We start from the raw sequence: 17,253 nt of genomic DNA, 5'->3' as shown, positions 1-17,253 counted from the left end.
ATGAAACAGGTTAAACTTGGGTTGAAAGAAAATTGGAAGCAATTCTCTCTTTTGGTAATTGTGAACGCTTTTGTAGGTGGCATGGTGGGTATGGAACGTTCTATTTTTCCCCAATTTGCTGAAATAGAATTCGGCATAACTTCTAAAACTGCAATTTTGTCCTTCATTACTGCTTTTGGGATTACAAAAGCTTTGGCCAACTATTATACAGGGAAATTAGCCAATCAATTGGGAAGAAAAAATCTATTACTATTGGGTTGGGGAATTGCCATTCCCATACCTTTTATATTAATGAATGCCCCCAATTGGAATTGGGTAATTTTTGCAAATGTACTCTTAGGAATAAGCCAAGGTTTGACTTGGAGCAGTACGGTAGTAATGAAAATTGACCTCGTAGGCGAAAAAGATAGAGGCTTTGCCATGGGTTTAAACGAATTTGCTGGTTACTTTTCTGTTGGTGTTGTTGCCTTTTTAACGGGTTGGGTTGCCAATCAATATGGCATTACCCCCTACCCTTTTTATATTGGAATTTTTCTTTCGGTTGTTGGTTTTCTTTTAACACTTTTATGGGTAAAAGATACCCGTACTTTTGTGCAAAAAGAGAGCATTACAGATGATACCGCCCTGTTGGATAATATATTTTGGGAAACAACCTTCAAAAATAAGACCTTAAGTGCCGTAACACAGGCAGGTCTAGTTAACAACCTAAACGATGGCATGATTTGGGGCTTGCTGCCTATTATTTTACTCACACTAAGTTACAATCCTGAAAACATAGGCATTATTACCGCCATTTATCCTACCGTGTGGGGAATTGGGCAAATTTTTACAGGCAAAATGTCCGATCACTATTCTAAAAAAGGAATGTTATTTTGGGGAATGTTACTACAAGGTTTGTCCATCCTACTCATTCCATACAATAGTAACTTTTACGTCTTAGTCATCATTTCTGCAATTCTAGGTTTAGGGACAGCATTGGTTTATCCTACCTTTCTTGCTACTATTGCCCAAGCCACTAGCCCTAAACAACGAGCCGAAAGCATTGGAACCTTTCGACTTTGGCGAGATTTGGGTTACGCCTTTGGTGCCGTTATTTCAGGAATTATAGCCGACTTACTGGGGCTTGAATACGCCATTTTGATGATTGGTGGGCTAACGATTATTTCAGCACTCATCATTAAATTCCGTATGCCAGAGCAAATTTAACCATTCAAAAAGATAGTAGGACCTTGATAAGTTAGAAATATCATTTTTGATTCTTTGGCAACTCGTAAGCTCACGCAGTAGCAGCGAAGCTAATTGTGTGGAATCGTAAACTACCTTGCCTGCTTATTACTACTTTTGTTATAAGTTATAGGTCATAAGTCGTATGTCCTGTATTTACAGGAACTAAGCATACGACTTATGACCTATAACTTTCTTCTAAAAAAAAAGTAACAGAAAGCTTACCCTTTTTTTAGTGTTTATTTCAAGTTGATCAAAGAACCTCATTTTTTAAATAAAGCAATAGAATAACATTAAAAATCAGGAATATATCTAACTTCATAGAAAAAATAGTATATCGAACGATTTTAAGATTCATACTCTAAAATTTTCGTAAAAAAATGAAACTTAAATTAGTTGTTATTCGATCTAAAGACATCAATAAATTATCCGATTTTTACACCAAATTTGGGATTACCTTTAACAAGCATAAACATAGGAAGGGTCCCCTTCATTATTCGTCCGTTATAGATGGTACCGTCTTTGAAATTTACCCTTTATTAAAAAACCAAAGCGAGGTGGATTCTTCGATAAGACTAGGTTTTGAGGTTGAAAATTTAGATGCCTTAGTAGAGCAACTAAAATTGGAAAAAATTGAACTTGTCCAATTGCCCCAAACCTCTGAATTTGGTCGTTACGCTGTTGTAAAAGATCATGAAGGCAGAAAAATAGAACTGAGTGAACGTATAGCCAGTTTTTAGCACAATTGTATATAGAATGTATTTACTCACCTTAGTAAAATAATGATATTCCTATGGCAAATAACAAACTCTTAGTAAACGAGCGCCAAAGAGATCTTGGCAACTTTATCATTGGCAGATTATTGCCCTTTCGAAAAAAAAGGCAAGTAGGGCCTTTTACTTTCATTGATCACATGGGTCCCACAACACTAAAAAAGGGCAATTATATTGATGTCAATCTGCACCCACATACTGGATTGAGTACGCTTACCTACCTCTTTGAGGGGCAAATGGAACATAGAGATAGTATTGGGAGCGTGCAAGTAATTTCGCCAGGAGATGTAGGCTTTATGACCGCAGGAAAAGGGGTTACCCATACAGAAAGAACGCCTGATCACCTGAGAAACAACGAAGAATTTGTGATGCATGGCTATCAAATATGGATTGCCTTACCAAAGGATAAAGAGGAGATGCAACCTCAATTTGATTTTTATCCAAGTTCGGCTATTCCTACTTGGAAAATAGATGCGCTTAGATTTAAACTTGTTGCAGGGAATGCCTTTGGCAAATCGGCACCTTTACAGGGTTATTCTCCTTTGTTTATGGTAGATATTTATGCAGAAGAAACCAGTACATTAAATCTTAGAGGTCAATTGGAAGGAGAAGTGGCATTTGTTATCGTTAAAGGTGCTATAATCGTTGAAAATGAGTCCATAAAAGCAGGGCAAATGCTTATTAGTACAACCGATGAACAATGTCAAATTGTGTTGAGCAAAGATTGCCAACTTTTACTCTTTGGAGGTGCTCCCCTTCCAAATGAAACGCATCTTTTATGGAATTTTGTTTCGCACAGCAAAGATCGCTTGCAGCAAGCTAAGGAGGATTGGAAAAATCATAAATTCCCCAAGGTAGCGGGCGATGATACCTATATTCCTATTCCTCCTAATTTATAAAAAATAAGAATCGTAGAATATTGCGTATTAATAGCAATTGACAACCCTAATTTTGATCTTGCTAAAAAAGCTTTTGGAAGCCTGAGAAAAATTTTAATGTTATGGTGCTATGCGCTATCGCTTATGAGCCAGCATAGCTGGGTTCGAGTTTTCAATGGAGTAATGTAGAATCAAACCAAAAAAAAGCCTATTTTTGTATTTTTTAATTGAAATAAATCTGTGTACAGAACAACTCAGCTTGCTGGCTCACGAGCAAAGCGAGCTAAACTATAAAAACAACTACATGAAAGGTTTTATTATCTTATTCGTCATCTTTTTATCCCTCATTGCTTGTGAAGAAGCGCCCAAAATAAAGGAAACAACAAATCCTAATTCAACAAAAAAGAATGCTCTTCCCCCCAATCCAATCCACCCAACTCTACAAAAGTTGGTCAATGCCAAAACAACATGGTTGAAGTATTATAAAATGAAAGACGCTTCCTTTGATCCTCGTCAATTTGAATCAGCAGGAAAAGAAACGCTCGAATTATCACCAGGAAATGCATGGAACGATACAGATCCTAATTTCGAAAAAACGCTAAGCGCTTTGCTTATAAATGCTCCAGATCATTCGCAGTATATTGACTTGGATTCTTATTGGATGGAGTTAGAAAAAGAAGCTGACAAAATCATATCGTATAGCCTAGATCTTGACCAAGAAGTAAATTGGGTAAATCGAAAAACAAAAGAAGCCTATCGTATTGGTTTTTGTGGGTCAGCTTGTGAATTTGAAGATGCAGTCTGGCTAGACAACCAGTCTTTTGTATTGATGGGGAAAGAAGAAGATAAACTCTTTCTTCAATTTATTGAGCTCAATAAAAAAGAAACTGAATTGTATTATTACCCCAATCCATTAAATTCGAAAGAAAACTATAATTATTCAAAAGACATTAGATATAAAGCACTGCCTTTGGTCGATAAAAAATAAGCCCAACTAGTCATTCTACAAAAAACAAAAAGGTTAAAATGAATATTTTAACCTTTTTGTTTTTACCTATTTCTTAGTTGTGGTTTTACTTGCCCCAGTCTTCGAGGTCTTTTTCTTAGTTGCCTTCTTTTTAGCGGCTGGCTTCTTTTTTGTTGCCTTTTTCTTTTTCTTAAGAACGCCGCCTTGTTCCTCTATCTGCTGAATGACATATTCCAAAGAAACCTCTTTCGCTTCATCCTGCGTCATTTTCTCTCCCTTCTTGTTCAACAACTTATAATTTTTTCTATCCTTATCAATTTTGATAAAAGGTCCCCAACGCCCATTTTGAACCGAAAGTCCCTCGTCATCCCATTTGTGGATATAACGATTTGCCTCTTTCTCAATTTTAGCTTTTACCAAGACAATCGCCTCTTCTTCCGTAATCGTTTCTAACTGAAAACCTGAGCCTTTTGTAATAGAGCAAAACAGCCCCTCCCATTTCACAAATGGACCAAATCTACCCTGTCCCTTTGTAATTGGTTTTTCTTGATAATAACCAATTGGAGCATCAGCCTTTTGTTTTTCTAGAATCAGCTCAACGGCACGATCCATATCCACTTGATGTACATCTTCCGTTCTAGGAATAGAAATAAAAGCGCCATCATATTTTACAAATGGACCATAGCGTCCTTCTCCAATAACCACCTCTAAATCTTTATAATTTCCTAGTGTTTTAGGGAATTGAAACAAATCCAAGGCATCTTCCAAGGTAATCGTTTCAATCGATTGTTCCTCTTTTAAGTTGGCATATTGAGGTTTTTCCTCGCCCAATTCTTCGGTCAGACCAATTTGAGCAATAGGACCATAACGACCAATACGCACTAAAATAGAAAGCCCTGTTTTAGGATCTTTTCCAAGAATACGCTCTCCCGTAACTCGGTCTGCATTTTCTAAAGTATGTTCAACCGTTTGGTGAAAGGGCTTGTAAATATCATCCAACATTTTTACCCAATCCTCTCTTCCCTCTGCCACAATATCCAGCTGATCTTCAATTCCTGCGGTAAAACTATATTCCATAATATCGGAAAAATGTTCCGATAAGAAATCCGTAACCTGCATCCCCAAATCACTGGCAAAAAGCTTGTTTTTCTCGTACCCTACATGCTCTGTTTGTTGTTTGGCTTGAATGGTTAAATCTTTTCCATTCAAACTCAAAACTTTATATGCTCTATCTTTACCCAATCGTGTTTGTTTAAGCACATAACCACGATTAGGGTCCATAATTCTACTAATAGTTGGCGCATAGGTAGACGGACGACCAATTCCCAATTCTTCTAATTTCTTAACTAAAGAAGCCTCTGTATAATGAGGTTTGGGTCTGGTAAAACGCTCTATCGCATCCATTTTCCCTAAATCGAGCACCTGCCCAACCTGCATAGGAGGAAGAATTTTATCTTCATTGTTATTGTCTTCATTGTCCTCCTCTTCTTCCTTAGATTCTAAATAAACCTTCAGAAAACCATCAAATTTTAAAACCTGTCCAACAGCAACTAATTTTACATCACTTACAGTAGAGATATTAATATCAATGGTTGTCTTTTGCAATTGAGCATTTGCCATCTGAGACGCAATAGTACGTTTCCAAATCAATTCATACAATCGATTTTCGTCATTCCCCATACTAACAGAATTTTTCTCTGCATAGGTCGGTCGGATGGCCTCATGCGCTTCTTGTGCAGAAGCCTTATTATTTTTGTATTGCTTAGTATTTAAATAATTATCTCCATAAAACTTTTTGATGGTATCTGCCAATGCCCCCAAAGCCGTTTCACTAAGCGTAGTAGAATCCGTACGCATATAGGTAATATGCCCTGCTTCGTACAAACGTTGTGCAACAGACATCGTTCTGGATACAGAAAAGCCCAATTTTCGACTAGCTTCTTGTTGTAACGTTGAAGTCGTAAAAGGAGCAGCTGGTTTTCTATAAGCAGGTTTTACAGCAATATTTCCCACCTGATAAGTAGCAGCGGTGCATTGTTCTAAAAACTGTTGAGCATTTTGCTCTGAATCAAAGTTTTTATTCAGATTAGCTTTAAAGTGTACCTTTTTTCCATTGGCACCCTCTACTTCAAAAATAGCGGCCACCTTAAAAAAGGGCTTTGCGTCAAAACTATTGATTGCTCGCTCTCGTTCTACCACCAATTTAACGGCAACCGATTGCACTCGCCCAGCAGATAACTTGCCACGCACTTTGCGCCACAATAAACCCGAAAGTTCAAATCCCACCAAACGATCCAACACACGTCGTGCTTGTTGCGCATTAACCAAGTCTATATCTACCGTTCCTGGGTTTTGAATTGCTTTTTGTAGTGCAGGTTTTGTGATCTCTCGAAAAGAAATACGTTTAGTAGAATCCAAATCAAGTTTTAATACTTTGGCTAAATGCCAAGATATGGCCTCTCCTTCTCGGTCTTCATCCGTCGCTAACCACACTTCGTCCACCTTTTTGACCCAATCCTTTAGCTCTTTAACGACCTTTTGCTTACCAGAAGAAATAGCGTAGTTGGGTTTATAACCATTATCAACTTCTATCGCCTTTTTATCTTTTGAGTCCTTTATTAAATCTCGAATGTGACCATAACTAGATTTTACGGTAAAATCTTTTCCTAAAATTTTTTCTATTGTCTTCGCTTTAGCTGGAGACTCTACTATCAATAAATGTTTTGCCATATTGCAAAATCTGTTTTTCCTAGGTTATACAAAAAGCACTGTTTGGTGGAGGTTTTGGGCAAAATGAATGGGAGTTAACCATTTTGTTAAACCTTTTGCTTGCATTTTCAAACACATATCTTATCTTTAAAGAATTAGTGTTAGAATGCAAAAGTACAATTTTTTTTTAGACATCAAAATATCAATTTATAGGCATATTCTGTAAAAAAAACTGAAAAGTAAGTAATCAATAGCCTAAAATTGTTGCATTAAAGGGTCTTTTTTTATGTAAAAAAAAGTGTTAACTTCTACATTATTTTTTTTTTATTTTTTACTAGAAATTTTTAAGTCAAGGGTATAAATCATAAAAAAATAACGCAGCAGCTTCTAATAATCAAATCAATAACACTAAATATTTTTAATAAAAAAATAGAATTCAATATTAAATTTAAAATAGTACAAATTATCTACGAATGGCATCATCAAACACAGTAACATTACCATTTGATCAAAGCAATCCCAATATAAAAAAATATATCAAACAGCTTAAGAATCCTATTTTACAACGCATTTTTCTATTATTCAAACTGCCTTCAGCCCTTTTTATGGGGGTTCGAGTGCGTTCTGTCAGTCCCCAAGAAGCAAAAGTAACGGTTCCATATAGCTGGCGTTCTCAAAATCCATTCAAATCTACTTATTTTGCTGCCCAAGCTGCTGCTGCTGAAATGTCTACTGGTGCATTGGCCATGTTAGCACTTCAAGGCAGAGGAAAAATATCTATGCTGATTACGCACATGGAAGGCTCTTATGGTAAAAAAGCCAACCGAACAGCTACTTTTACTTGTTCAGATGGAGACAAAGTTATTCAAGCCGTTCGAGAAGCTATTGAAACAGGTGAAGGGCGAACAATAACCATGTTAAGTATTGGAACCCAAATAGATCAAAATGGCAATGAAGTAGAAGTTTCTAGATTTAAATTTACGTGGTCGTTCAAGGTAAAGCAATAGTGTTTTATAAGAAACAGTACTCCACTAAAATACATAAAACCGAGCTTTGCGAGCTCACAAAAAATGGACAAAGTACACTAGTAGCTAACCATCCCTAGGGATGGTTACTTTGTCGAGTTAATTATACTGACCTAGTTTTTCGGCAAATCTTCCCTAGTACGATAGATGGCTGTTTGAGAATCATATTTGGTTGAATTCACTCAATACTCTACTGGTAAAATGTTATGCAATTTCAAATTCTTGAATTCCCTTTGCATCAAAATCGCAATTGCTCCACTCATTATCCAAATCAGCACCGCATTTTTTGTACAAATCAATAGCTGGAGTATTCCAGTTTAAGACTTGCCAACGCACTCTTTTGCAATTGGTATTTTTAGCCACTTCAAATATCTTTTTTAACAGTTCTGAGCCTATCCCATGCCCTCTATACTGCTCATTGATGTACAAATCATCTAGGTACAGCGACTTGCCAACCCAAGTATAATAGGCAAAGTAATACAGCGCCATTCCAATAATTTCTTTTGCAGTATTTTCAACAACAAAACAGTGAAATAAATCTTGCTCGGCTTTCATTTGTTCTACCGAATTCACCACTTTTTCTGGTGCATTTTCAAACACTGCCAATTCTTTAATCAAGGCTAAAATAGAAGCAAAATCATCTTCATTTGCTACTCTTATGGTATAATTCATTGTTGTATTTTTGTTTTTTTTTGCAAGTATTATAAATTAATACTCCGTTAATTAGAGCCGTCCACTTAATCACCTCCTAAAGCATAGCAATTGGAGCTGCCAAACAGGCATTAGGAATACCAAAGCCTTCTACCAATTCCAAGGCATCATTTCGCAACTCCTTACAAAGCTTATCCACTACTCGGCGAATGGCTCGTGTTTTTGCCCCCGACAAACAACCTTGCTCTAAATACCAGCCTTTATTCGTTTCAATGGTATGTAAGGCATACAAATCACAAAGCATTTTGAGTGTTTTTTGGGTAGTTTCATCTTCACAGGCGTCTATTTGAGCCATAAATTGTTCTAATATAACTCGATCCACAAAAGCATGAGCAACTTCTACCAAATGTGTTTGACAACGCAAAAAGGCTTGGTAAGAAGGAATCCCTCTTTTTATAAATTTACGCAATCGTTGACCGACAGAAACCATCAAATCACGCTCTCTATACTGAAAGGCTTCCAACTGGAAACTCGCATCTTTTAAATGTCCTTCATCGGTATTATAGGTATTGATAAAATTCTTTTCCCGAAGCGTAGACACAAAACGCTCGGCTGCAAAATTAACCATTCCTAACCACCCCCCACTGACAATTTCCTTATTAAAATCGCCCAAAACGCCCTTTGCGACCAACTGCATCAAGACGGTATTATCTCCCTCAAAAGTGGTAAAAATATCTGAATCTGCCTTAAAATCTGCAAAACGATTTTCTGCTAAATAGCCTTTGCCTCCACAAGCCTCTCGACAGGCTTGAATGGTGTGCGTGGTATACCAAGTTGCAACCGACTTTAAACCAGCAGCTAAGGTTTCAATTTCCCGCATATCCTGCTCTGTTCGATTGGAAAAACGTTGCGTTAGATAAGTTAAGGCAAAATCCAGTGCATAGGCTTTTGCCAAAGCAGGCATTAAACGCCTTTGATGGGTGGGATAATCCATAATTAGCATTTCTTCCTTGCCTTTATCCCCAAACTGCCTGCGCTGTAACGCATAACGAATCGCAATCGTCAAACTCGCTTTGGCTGCGCTTAAACCAGCTCTAGGCACACACATTCTACCACCAACCAAGGTTCCTAACATCGTAAAAAATCGCTTGGATTTTTGTTCTATAGGACTAGAATAATTACCATTTTCATCAATATTTCCAAAACGATTGAGCAAATTAAAACGAGGCACTCTTACTTGGTTAAACCAAATTCGCCCATTGTCAACCCCATTTAAGCCCAACTTGTAGGCACAATCTTCAATCGTCACGCCTTCTGCTATTTTACCATTTTTATCCCTTATATCAACCAAGATGGCATGCACCCCATGGTTTTCTCCCTTTACAATTAACTGAGCAAAAACAGCCGCCATTTGTCCATGTACCGCAGCATTGCCAATATAATCTTTTGCGGATGATTTAGTTGGAGAATGAATAATGATTTCATCCTTCTGCGCATCGTAGGTTGCTGTTGTTTCACAATCTCGAACATTAGAACCATGTCCTGTTTCTGTCATAGCAAAGCAACCTGGTAAATTTAAACTGCCAATATCTTTGAGGTAACGTTCGTGGTGTTTTTCTGTTCCTAACCACAAAACAGCTCCTCCCCAAAGCCCAAATTGAACTCCAAATTTAACGACCAAACTCAAATCGTGATACCCCAAGGTTTCAAAAACAGCGGCATAGGCTCCCATGTCGTTTTTACCTCCATAGGCTACAGGCAAGTGCAAGGCTCCATAGCCCTGTTCTGCCAATAATTTAACCCATACGAGCACCTGTTCTCGATACGTTTCTTTATCCCTAATCGTTGCTAAATTAAAGACTGGATCATGGAGTAGTTTAAAAACATTCTTACGAATTTCAGCATAGTCATCGTCCAAAATCTGTTGCATTTTTTTGGCATCAACTTTAGAAGCACTAAAAGGCTGCTCCCGTTCTTTTTCCGCCTCATCTTGCATTAGTAGCTCTTGGTGCCACCCTAAACTCACTACTCCGATTGCTTCTTCTAATTCTGTCAGGGCTTCAATTACTGCTGTGGTCAACCAATTGTGATCGGTAGATTGAGTTTTTGCCATTTCAACACCCAAATCAACTAAAGACTGCCGCTCTTTGGAACTTACCTTTGGGGCAAGATTGGCGATGGTTGTTGCCCATTCCTGATACAACGCTACACTAGGAGGATTTTGAGGGTTCATCCAAGTTGTCAATAATTTTTTATCGGCTTCTTCTATCCAATCAAAAGCAGTAATTTTTTTTTGAATTAATTCGATTTCACTAGGACTTAATACAGCATCAGACCAACCAATATAAAATAAGGGAATCAATGCCGAAACCTGTGGAGAATATGTTTTGAGTGACATAGCATTTAATGGTTTATGTTCTTTGATTATGATACACTATAGTTAGACATTATTAAGTTGTTTAAAAATGATCTTAACACCTGCGATCCAACCATAGCAGCCATCGGATCGGCAGCTATTTTTAGCCCCGTAGCTTCCAGCTACGAAACAAAAAACGAGCTTTGCCCGATAACTACTAGCTTTGATCTCGAAAATCAACAACATTTTTAAACAACTTCTATTTATAAACTTATCGAAATAGCGTTTTTTATCTCAAAAAAAATAACAAGCGCTCAAATCAAGATAAGAATATCTTATTAAAAGTGAGCATTACAAGCTGTACAATCATTAAAATGAAAGCATTAATGCATTGAGCGCTCAACTTATTTTTAGATTTTTTTTTATTTTTTTTAGAAATAGTTGTAGTTACAATTGTTTTAGTATACATTTGTAACTACATTTAATGTATAAACATTTAAAATGAATATTAACAACGAAATAAAACAGAAAAGTTTTGAAAATGAATGGCAAAAAGCTTTAATAAACTTACACTTTACGAGTCATTACTTTCGTGATCAGCTTTTATCCATTCTTAAACCTCATCAAATAAATGATCAACACTATAATATATTACGTATTCTAAATGGTCGATATCCTGAGGCAGCTTGCCCTAGTGATATTAAAGCTGTTCTGCTCAACAAACGAGGAGATTTAACTCGATTACTGGATAAACTCCACAAACTAAATTATGTAGAGCGCTCTACCAACCCTATCAATAGAAGAATGATTGATATAAAAATCACCTCAGCTGGAATTAAGTTACTCAATCAATTAAATTCATCCATTAATACCAATGAAATCATCAAAAATAACTTAAGTCAAAAAGAGGCGACTCAATTAAGTCTTTTGTTAGACAAAATGAGGCAATAAGTCTATTTTTTTGCTCTTAAATTTGTAATTACAATTAATGTTCAAACATCTATAAAATACCATCTACTATGAAAAAAATACTCGCATTCTCTGGCAGCAATAGTTCAACGTCTATCAATCAAAAATTAATTTTAGCAACAACTCAATTAATAGACGGCATAGATGTCATTGACTTAAGAGATTATGATGCGCCTATCTATAGCTCAGATATTGAAAAAGCAAGTGGAATTCCCACCAATATCCAAAAATTATATGATTTGATACAAGGTTATGATAGTGTTATTCTTTCTTCTCCTGAACACAATGGGCTTCCTCCTGCATTCTTAAAAAACATACTCGACTGGTTATCTCGTACCGATGGTCAAAAGTTTTTGCAAGACAAAAAAGTTGCATTATTAAGCACTTCTCCTGGCAAAAATGGTGGAGCCAGCAGTTTGGGAAAACTAAGCGCAGTCATTCCCTATTGGGGGGCTACAATTGTAGGCACCTATAGTTTAGGTAGCTTTTTTGACAAAGTAGACGAGGATAACCATTTAAAATTTGAAGAAGACAAAACTGCTTTAAAGGCTATTTTGGACTTGCTCTAAACTACCATTTTCAAAAAAAATCTTCTTTCTAAAAGAGGCTGCAATTAATTTGCAGCCTTTTTTTTATTTTTACATAAATGCTTAGCACAAAAGCATCCAATATGCTGATCTGCAATAAAATCGATCCTTTATCTACTATGCCAGTGAAAACAATAGAAATTCCTCAGTTTTTCCTTCCAGAACAGCATGAACAATTGCTGGATAGCACGTTTATCAAGGTATACCAAAGTAGCCAAGAGAGCATAAAAAGTAAAATCAAACTATCTGGCTTTCTATTCAACTTTGTATTAGAAGGAACCAAGCAATTAAACACGCTAGAAGATTCGGTTCAAGTCAATGCATCCAAACTCGTTCTGATAAAACCAAGCCATTGTTTAATGACGGAAAAGCTATCTCAAAACCAATCTTACAAAAGTTTACTTTGCTTCTTCTCCCCTAGCCTTATCAGCACTATATTATCTCAGTATGATTTAGAAGCAATTCCTAATCATAATCAGGATAACTTTTTCTTATTGGAAACCGACGATTATACCCAGAATTTTGTACAATCTATTTTACTCTTAAAAAAATCCAATAGTTTGCTCCATGAAAATTTGGTTCAATTAAAAATCAAAGAATTAATGTTGTATTTAATTCATCAAAAAGGTCATCCTCTTTTGAATTTTTTTCGTTCTGCTTATCCCTCTGAAGTGGATCTAAATTTTGAGCAAATTGTAAAAAAGCACATAAACACTAAATTAACCGTTGAAGAATTGGCATTTTTAGCGCATATGAGCGTATCTACTTTCAAACGAAAATTTAAACAACGCTATAACGCCTCACCTGCCAAATGGTTTCAACAAAAACGGCTTCAAAAAGCCAAGCAATTGTTATCCAGCCTACAAAAAACACCCAGTCAAATTTATATGGAAGTTGGTTTTGAAAATTTTTCTAGTTTTTCCCAAGCATTCAAAAAAGAATTTGGTCAATCTCCCAAACAATATCAGAAAAAATTCTCTTCAACAATGCAATGACCGATTTGCAACAATTTAAGAACTGTTTAGTCTAACCATTCGATAGCAATAAGGGCTAACTTGCGGCTTTATTAATTAAAACAAATTCGCATGAAATATTTAATGATTAGCCTTTCTTTTCTTTTGATTGCCAACTTAAGCTTTGCGCAAACATTTACACTCAAAAGTACCGATTTAGGAGGACAAGCTACCAACAAAGAGGTCTTTGATGGCTTTGGTTGTACAGGAAAAAACACCTCTCCTCAACTCAGTTGGGAGAATGCCCCTGTTGGCACTCAAAGTTTTGCCATTACCATGTATGATCCAGATGCTCCAACAGGCAGTGGCTGGTGGCATTGGGTCGTTTTTGATATTCCGAAAACGGTCAATGTCCTAAAAAGCAATGCAGGAAATATAACGCTGGATTTGATGCCAGAGGGCGTTGTTCAAAGTTTAACAGATTATGGAAAAACAGGTTATGGTGGTCCTTGTCCTCCTAAAAAAGATGGCGTTCATCAATACATCATCACTGTTTATGCCCTAAAAACGCCTACCTTAAATTTGGCGAGCAGTTCGAACCCTGCTTTGGTGGGTTATTACCTCAATGCCAATGCCATTCAAAAAGCATCTTTGGTGGTATATTATGAGCGTATGTAGTGGGTAAAAACCTCTTTATAAAAAGTAATTTTATAGAATGGAGGGCATGAAGGCAAGATGCTTCTATTTTGTTACTCGTCCTCCATTCCATTCTTACTATTTAGCCGCTCCTCGACCAACCAGTACGCCCAATAGCAACACCACAAAATAAACCCAAAGTAGCCAAGCACTTAAGCCCAACATTTGCTCGGTTGAAAAATTTGGAAAGACCAAATAATGGGAGCGAATACAAAAGGTGTCCAATAACATCCCTGGCAAAGCCATCAATACAGCGCTATGCCTTCTTTCTTCTTTAGACAATTGATACTTTGTAAATACCCCGTAGATCAATAGCGCTAACAGCGGTACCACTAAACTATAAAATGCCAAGATCACCAGTTCATTTTCAACTAAAAAAAAATAATGCCCCCAAACACTAAAAACAATCGTTGCCAACAACCAAACTAAAAAACCCAATAACACACTAAAATTTTGATAATTCATTTCATCGTTTTTTCAGGTAACGAAGCCCAATTAATTAGGCCTTAAATTTACAAGTATTCGTCTTGCTTCGTTACTTATGTTTATAAAATAGAATTCAAATTTAGTGGGCACAAAATTGCTAGCAATTGACTTAGGTTAATAAATTATTTTGTGCTAAGTCTTTTTCTAATTCTGCTCAGGGATTCAGGTGTAATCCCCAAATAAGTTGCCAAATGATATTGGGGAATTCGTTCCTTTAATTCGGGGTGATTCTGTATTAAATTTAGGTATCTTCTTTCTGGATTGGTCATAATATAAGAAGACAACATCTCTTGATAATTTCCCAACTCTTCCTCTAACAACAATCGAGATAAAAATTCGAATTTTGGAAAGGTTTGGAGTAGCCTTTTTTCAGTATCATAAGACAATAGCCCCAAGGTGCAATCTTCTATACATTCCAAGTAATGTGCCGCAGGAACTTGTTGCGTAAAGCTCCTCATAGAGGTTATAAAACGATTTTCAAGATAAAAAAAAGTTGTTTTTTCTTCGCCATTAAACAAGCCATAGGATCTTACACAACCTTTTAGGTTAAAAAACGCCATTTTAGAAACCTGTCCTTCTCTCAAAAGAATAGTTCCTTTTTTAAAATTTTTTATTGGTATTCCCTCTTTAATTGCAGAAATTTCACGTTCGTCCAAATCCACAAAATTAGAGATATAATCAACTATTATAGAAGTCATTGTTTTGTTTTTGTTGCTGTACAATAAAGTTGCTGGTTATTTAACAAATCGTGTGGAATAAAAAACTATCTTGCCTGCTTATTGCTGCTTTTGTTTTAAGTTATAAGTCGTATGCTCTGTATTTACAGGAACTAAGCATACGACTTATTACTTTCTTCTAAAAAAAGTAGTTAAAAACTTACCCCTTTTTAGCATATACTGCACGATTGCTCAAAGAATGAAATTGCTTAAAGAATCCTCCCTCAATAATAACTGGAATGACACGCATAATCTAAATAAGATTCAAAAATAGATATTATATTTTGTAATTTGGCAACCTAACTTCATCCCAAAAGAATCATTTTATGAAAAAAAGTAAAAATGTTGTCATTACAGGTGCTTCTACAGGCATTGGTTACGCTACTACACAAGCCTTGATAAAAAAAGGGTATCGAGTTTTTGGTTCTGTTCGTAAACAGGCAGATGCGGATAAATTAAGTCAAGAATTTGGAGAACAATTCGAAGCTTTAATTTTTGATGTTACGCAAGCAGATGCCGTCAAACGAGAAGCCGCTAGAGTGGAGCAAATAATAGGTACAGAAGGGCTTTATGCTTTAATCAACAATGCAGGAATAGCTGTTGGCGGACCGATGATGCACCTGCCCTTGGATGATTTGCGTTGGCAAATGGAAGTGAATGTCATTGGTTTGGTGAGTACAACACAAGCCTTTTTGCCTTTGTTGGGAGCAAAAAAGGACTGCCCACATCCCCCTGGACGTATTCTCAATATCAGTTCCGTTGCAGGAAAAATCTCCAATCCTTTTATGGGACCTTACTGCGCTAGCAAACATGCTGTAGAAGCTATTTCTAACACCATGCGTATCGAGTTATTATTATATGGAATTGATGTTGTTGTGATTGGTCCTGGTGTCGTCAAAACCCCTATCTGGGACAAAGCAGAACAGGATGACTTTGAGGCTTATAAAAATACAGATTATAAATCTGCTGCTCAAAAATTTCAGCATTTCATTAACAAAGTTTCTACCGAAGGTTTTGAACAAAAAGAATTTGGGGAAATGATGGCAAAAATTATTGAAACGCCTACACCTAAGCTCCGTTATCCACTTGTTTATGGAAAATTAAAAAACTGGATTCTGCCTCGTTTGTTGCCGACCAAAATAATAACCAATGCCATTGGGAAACGCTTAGGATTGACCAAAAAATAAAGATTAAAAATCGTAGAATACCCAACTAATATTATCTTTGCGGCTTGGTATTGTTACAAAAAAATAGGCTTAATATATGAAAACACGTCTTAGCGTTAACGTTAATAAAATTGCATTGATCCGAAATGCTAGAGGAAGTAATTATCCTGATCTGGTACAAGTATCCAAAGACATTGAAGCTTTTGGTGCAGAGGGCATTACCGTACACCCTCGCCCTGATGAACGGCACATTACTTATGCCGATATTCCTCAACTCAAAGCCATTACCACTACGGAGTTTAATATTGAAGGCAACCCTCGTCCTCAAAAATTTATGGATATGGTCTTGAAAAATTGCCCCGATCAGTGCACCTTGGTTCCCGATGCAGAAAATGCACTAACCTCGGATAGTGGCTGGGATACAATCACACATGCTTCCTTTCTAACAGAAACAATTGGGGCATTAAAGGCTAAGGGCATTCGCGTTTCTATTTTTTGCGATCCTGTTGCGGAATTAATTGAAGGTGCAAAGAAAGTTGGGGCAGATAGAATTGAATTTTATACAGGTCCCTATGCCGCCAATTACCACAAGGATAGAGCTGCTGCTATTGCTCCCTATGTAAAAGGCGCTAAAATTGCTCAAGAAATAGGACTCGGCATCAATGCTGGACATGATTTGAATCTAGATAATTTACGTTATTTCCAAGAACAGGTTCCTGCCTTATTAGAGGTTTCTATTGGTCATGCGTTGGTGGTAGATTCCTTGTATTATGGGCTACAAAATACGGTACAAATGTATTTAGAACGGCTTAGCATCAAAGATTTAGTTTAAATATTGGTAGCCTTTGGACATTTTCAAAAAATAGCTATTTCTTACGTTTTTTATTAGCGAGGTTGCGAGAAACTAGTAACACCACAAAGTAAGTTCGGAGCTAAACATAGTGAGCAGCAACAACGCATTAAATTTTTATCCTGTCTTTAACAACCATTCATTATTCTATCTGTTTTTGTAATATAGAATAGGTACAATCCAAGTTTTTTTGTAGTTTTGTGCCAAATTTTAGAACAATATTTTTTTTACTATAAGAAAATTACAA

General features: G+C 36.5%; 16 protein-coding genes. 11 read left to right on the top strand and 5 right to left on the bottom strand.

Annotated features, from left to right (window positions below; translation table 11 throughout):
• The 4 genes from AsAng_RS05120 (at position 1) to AsAng_RS05105 (ending at position 3,863) form a co-directional block, all read left to right on the top strand.
• The gene (locus tag AsAng_RS05120) at positions 1-1,206 is read left to right on the top strand and encodes an MFS transporter (protein WP_264791720.1); all 1,206 of its coding nucleotides are present in this window, start codon (positions 1-3) and stop codon (positions 1,204-1,206) included.
• 398 nt (positions 1,207-1,604) lie between these two features.
• The gene (locus AsAng_RS05115) at positions 1,605-1,964 is read left to right on the top strand and encodes a VOC family protein (protein ID WP_264791719.1); all 360 of its coding nucleotides are present in this window, start codon (positions 1,605-1,607) and stop codon (positions 1,962-1,964) included.
• Positions 1,965-2,017: 53 nt separating this feature from the next.
• A complete protein-coding gene (locus AsAng_RS05110) occupies positions 2,018-2,896 on the top strand; it encodes a pirin family protein (RefSeq protein WP_264791718.1) in 879 nt (292 codons plus the stop codon).
• A gap of 283 nt (positions 2,897-3,179) precedes the next feature.
• Entirely contained in the window at positions 3,180-3,863 is a 684-nt protein-coding gene (locus AsAng_RS05105) for a hypothetical protein (RefSeq protein ID WP_264791717.1), read from the top strand.
• Between the two features lie 66 nt (positions 3,864-3,929).
• On the opposite strand, the gene topA is transcribed toward AsAng_RS05105, so the two are convergent.
• Positions 3,930-6,572, bottom strand: coding sequence for a type I DNA topoisomerase (gene topA, locus AsAng_RS05100; protein WP_264791716.1), 2,643 nt, complete (start codon positions 6,570-6,572; stop codon positions 3,930-3,932).
• A 452-nt stretch (positions 6,573-7,024) separates the two neighbouring features.
• On the opposite strand from topA, the gene AsAng_RS05095 reads away from it, so the two are divergent.
• A complete protein-coding gene (locus tag AsAng_RS05095; protein WP_264791715.1) occupies positions 7,025-7,558 on the top strand; it encodes a DUF4442 domain-containing protein in 534 nt (177 codons plus the stop codon).
• A 222-nt stretch (positions 7,559-7,780) separates the two neighbouring features.
• Here AsAng_RS05095 and AsAng_RS05090 read toward each other — a convergent pair whose 3' ends face one another.
• On the bottom strand, positions 7,781-8,248 hold the full coding sequence (locus tag AsAng_RS05090) for a GNAT family N-acetyltransferase (protein ID WP_264791714.1): 468 nt from the start codon (positions 8,246-8,248) through the stop codon (positions 7,781-7,783).
• 76 nt (positions 8,249-8,324) lie between these two features.
• Complete coding sequence (locus AsAng_RS05085; protein WP_264791713.1) at positions 8,325-10,625, bottom strand: acyl-CoA dehydrogenase family protein; 2,301 nt, start codon at positions 10,623-10,625, stop codon at positions 8,325-8,327.
• 459 nt (positions 10,626-11,084) lie between these two features.
• Here AsAng_RS05085 and AsAng_RS05080 point away from each other — a divergent pair, with 459 nt between their 5' ends.
• From AsAng_RS05080 to AsAng_RS05065, 4 genes are all read left to right on the top strand, one after another.
• Positions 11,085-11,534: a MarR family winged helix-turn-helix transcriptional regulator gene (locus AsAng_RS05080; protein WP_264791712.1), complete on the top strand. Its 450-nt coding sequence runs from the start codon at positions 11,085-11,087 to the stop codon at positions 11,532-11,534.
• A gap of 68 nt (positions 11,535-11,602) precedes the next feature.
• The gene (locus AsAng_RS05075; RefSeq protein WP_264791711.1) at positions 11,603-12,121 is read left to right on the top strand and encodes an NADPH-dependent FMN reductase; all 519 of its coding nucleotides are present in this window, start codon (positions 11,603-11,605) and stop codon (positions 12,119-12,121) included.
• A 101-nt stretch (positions 12,122-12,222) separates the two neighbouring features.
• The gene (locus AsAng_RS05070; protein ID WP_264791710.1) at positions 12,223-13,134 is read left to right on the top strand and encodes a helix-turn-helix domain-containing protein; all 912 of its coding nucleotides are present in this window, start codon (positions 12,223-12,225) and stop codon (positions 13,132-13,134) included.
• Positions 13,135-13,224: 90 nt separating this feature from the next.
• Positions 13,225-13,770 (top strand): YbhB/YbcL family Raf kinase inhibitor-like protein, encoded by a 546-nt coding sequence (locus AsAng_RS05065; RefSeq protein WP_264791709.1) that lies wholly within the window; start codon positions 13,225-13,227, stop codon positions 13,768-13,770.
• A gap of 96 nt (positions 13,771-13,866) precedes the next feature.
• Here the strand turns inward: AsAng_RS05065 and AsAng_RS05060 are convergent, their stop codons facing one another.
• Positions 13,867-14,253 carry a DUF5367 domain-containing protein gene (locus AsAng_RS05060; RefSeq protein ID WP_264791708.1) on the bottom strand — a complete coding sequence of 129 codons (387 nt, stop codon included), beginning with the start codon at positions 14,251-14,253 and terminating at the stop codon, positions 13,867-13,869.
• A 143-nt stretch (positions 14,254-14,396) separates the two neighbouring features.
• Positions 14,397-14,972 (bottom strand): Crp/Fnr family transcriptional regulator, encoded by a 576-nt coding sequence (locus tag AsAng_RS05055; RefSeq protein ID WP_264791707.1) that lies wholly within the window; start codon positions 14,970-14,972, stop codon positions 14,397-14,399.
• Between the two features lie 344 nt (positions 14,973-15,316).
• Between AsAng_RS05055 and AsAng_RS05050 the strand changes: the two genes are divergently transcribed.
• Both AsAng_RS05050 and AsAng_RS05045 read left to right on the top strand, forming a co-directional pair.
• A complete protein-coding gene (locus AsAng_RS05050; RefSeq protein ID WP_264791706.1) occupies positions 15,317-16,177 on the top strand; it encodes an SDR family oxidoreductase in 861 nt (286 codons plus the stop codon).
• 76 nt (positions 16,178-16,253) lie between these two features.
• Positions 16,254-16,988, top strand: coding sequence for a pyridoxine 5'-phosphate synthase (locus AsAng_RS05045; RefSeq protein WP_264791705.1), 735 nt, complete (start codon positions 16,254-16,256; stop codon positions 16,986-16,988).
• Positions 16,989-17,253 lie beyond the last annotated feature (265 nt).

Source organism: Aureispira anguillae (assembly GCF_026000115.1).
Lineage (GTDB): Bacteria > Bacteroidota > Bacteroidia > Chitinophagales > Saprospiraceae > Aureispira > Aureispira anguillae.
This window is presented reverse-complemented; position numbering and strand designations above follow the sequence as displayed.

Coding starts and splice junctions, on each gene's coding strand:
- AsAng_RS05105 (WP_264791717.1), top strand. CDS start 3,180: ATGAAAGGTTTTATTATCTTATTCGTCATCTTTTTATCCCTCATTGCT.
- AsAng_RS05055 (WP_264791707.1), bottom strand. CDS start 14,972: ATGACTTCTATAATAGTTGATTATATCTCTAATTTTGTGGATTTGGAC.
- AsAng_RS05120 (WP_264791720.1), top strand. CDS start 1: ATGAAACAGGTTAAACTTGGGTTGAAAGAAAATTGGAAGCAATTCTCT.
- AsAng_RS05090 (WP_264791714.1), bottom strand. CDS start 8,248: ATGAATTATACCATAAGAGTAGCAAATGAAGATGATTTTGCTTCTATT.
- AsAng_RS05060 (WP_264791708.1), bottom strand. CDS start 14,253: ATGAATTATCAAAATTTTAGTGTGTTATTGGGTTTTTTAGTTTGGTTG.
- AsAng_RS05050 (WP_264791706.1), top strand. CDS start 15,317: ATGAAAAAAAGTAAAAATGTTGTCATTACAGGTGCTTCTACAGGCATT.
- AsAng_RS05075 (WP_264791711.1), top strand. CDS start 11,603: ATGAAAAAAATACTCGCATTCTCTGGCAGCAATAGTTCAACGTCTATC.
- AsAng_RS05045 (WP_264791705.1), top strand. CDS start 16,254: ATGAAAACACGTCTTAGCGTTAACGTTAATAAAATTGCATTGATCCGA.
- AsAng_RS05095 (WP_264791715.1), top strand. CDS start 7,025: ATGGCATCATCAAACACAGTAACATTACCATTTGATCAAAGCAATCCC.
- AsAng_RS05085 (WP_264791713.1), bottom strand. CDS start 10,625: ATGTCACTCAAAACATATTCTCCACAGGTTTCGGCATTGATTCCCTTA.
- AsAng_RS05080 (WP_264791712.1), top strand. CDS start 11,085: ATGAATATTAACAACGAAATAAAACAGAAAAGTTTTGAAAATGAATGG.
- topA (WP_264791716.1), bottom strand. CDS start 6,572: ATGGCAAAACATTTATTGATAGTAGAGTCTCCAGCTAAAGCGAAGACA.
- AsAng_RS05115 (WP_264791719.1), top strand. CDS start 1,605: ATGAAACTTAAATTAGTTGTTATTCGATCTAAAGACATCAATAAATTA.
- AsAng_RS05070 (WP_264791710.1), top strand. CDS start 12,223: ATGCTGATCTGCAATAAAATCGATCCTTTATCTACTATGCCAGTGAAA.
- AsAng_RS05110 (WP_264791718.1), top strand. CDS start 2,018: ATGGCAAATAACAAACTCTTAGTAAACGAGCGCCAAAGAGATCTTGGC.
- AsAng_RS05065 (WP_264791709.1), top strand. CDS start 13,225: ATGAAATATTTAATGATTAGCCTTTCTTTTCTTTTGATTGCCAACTTA.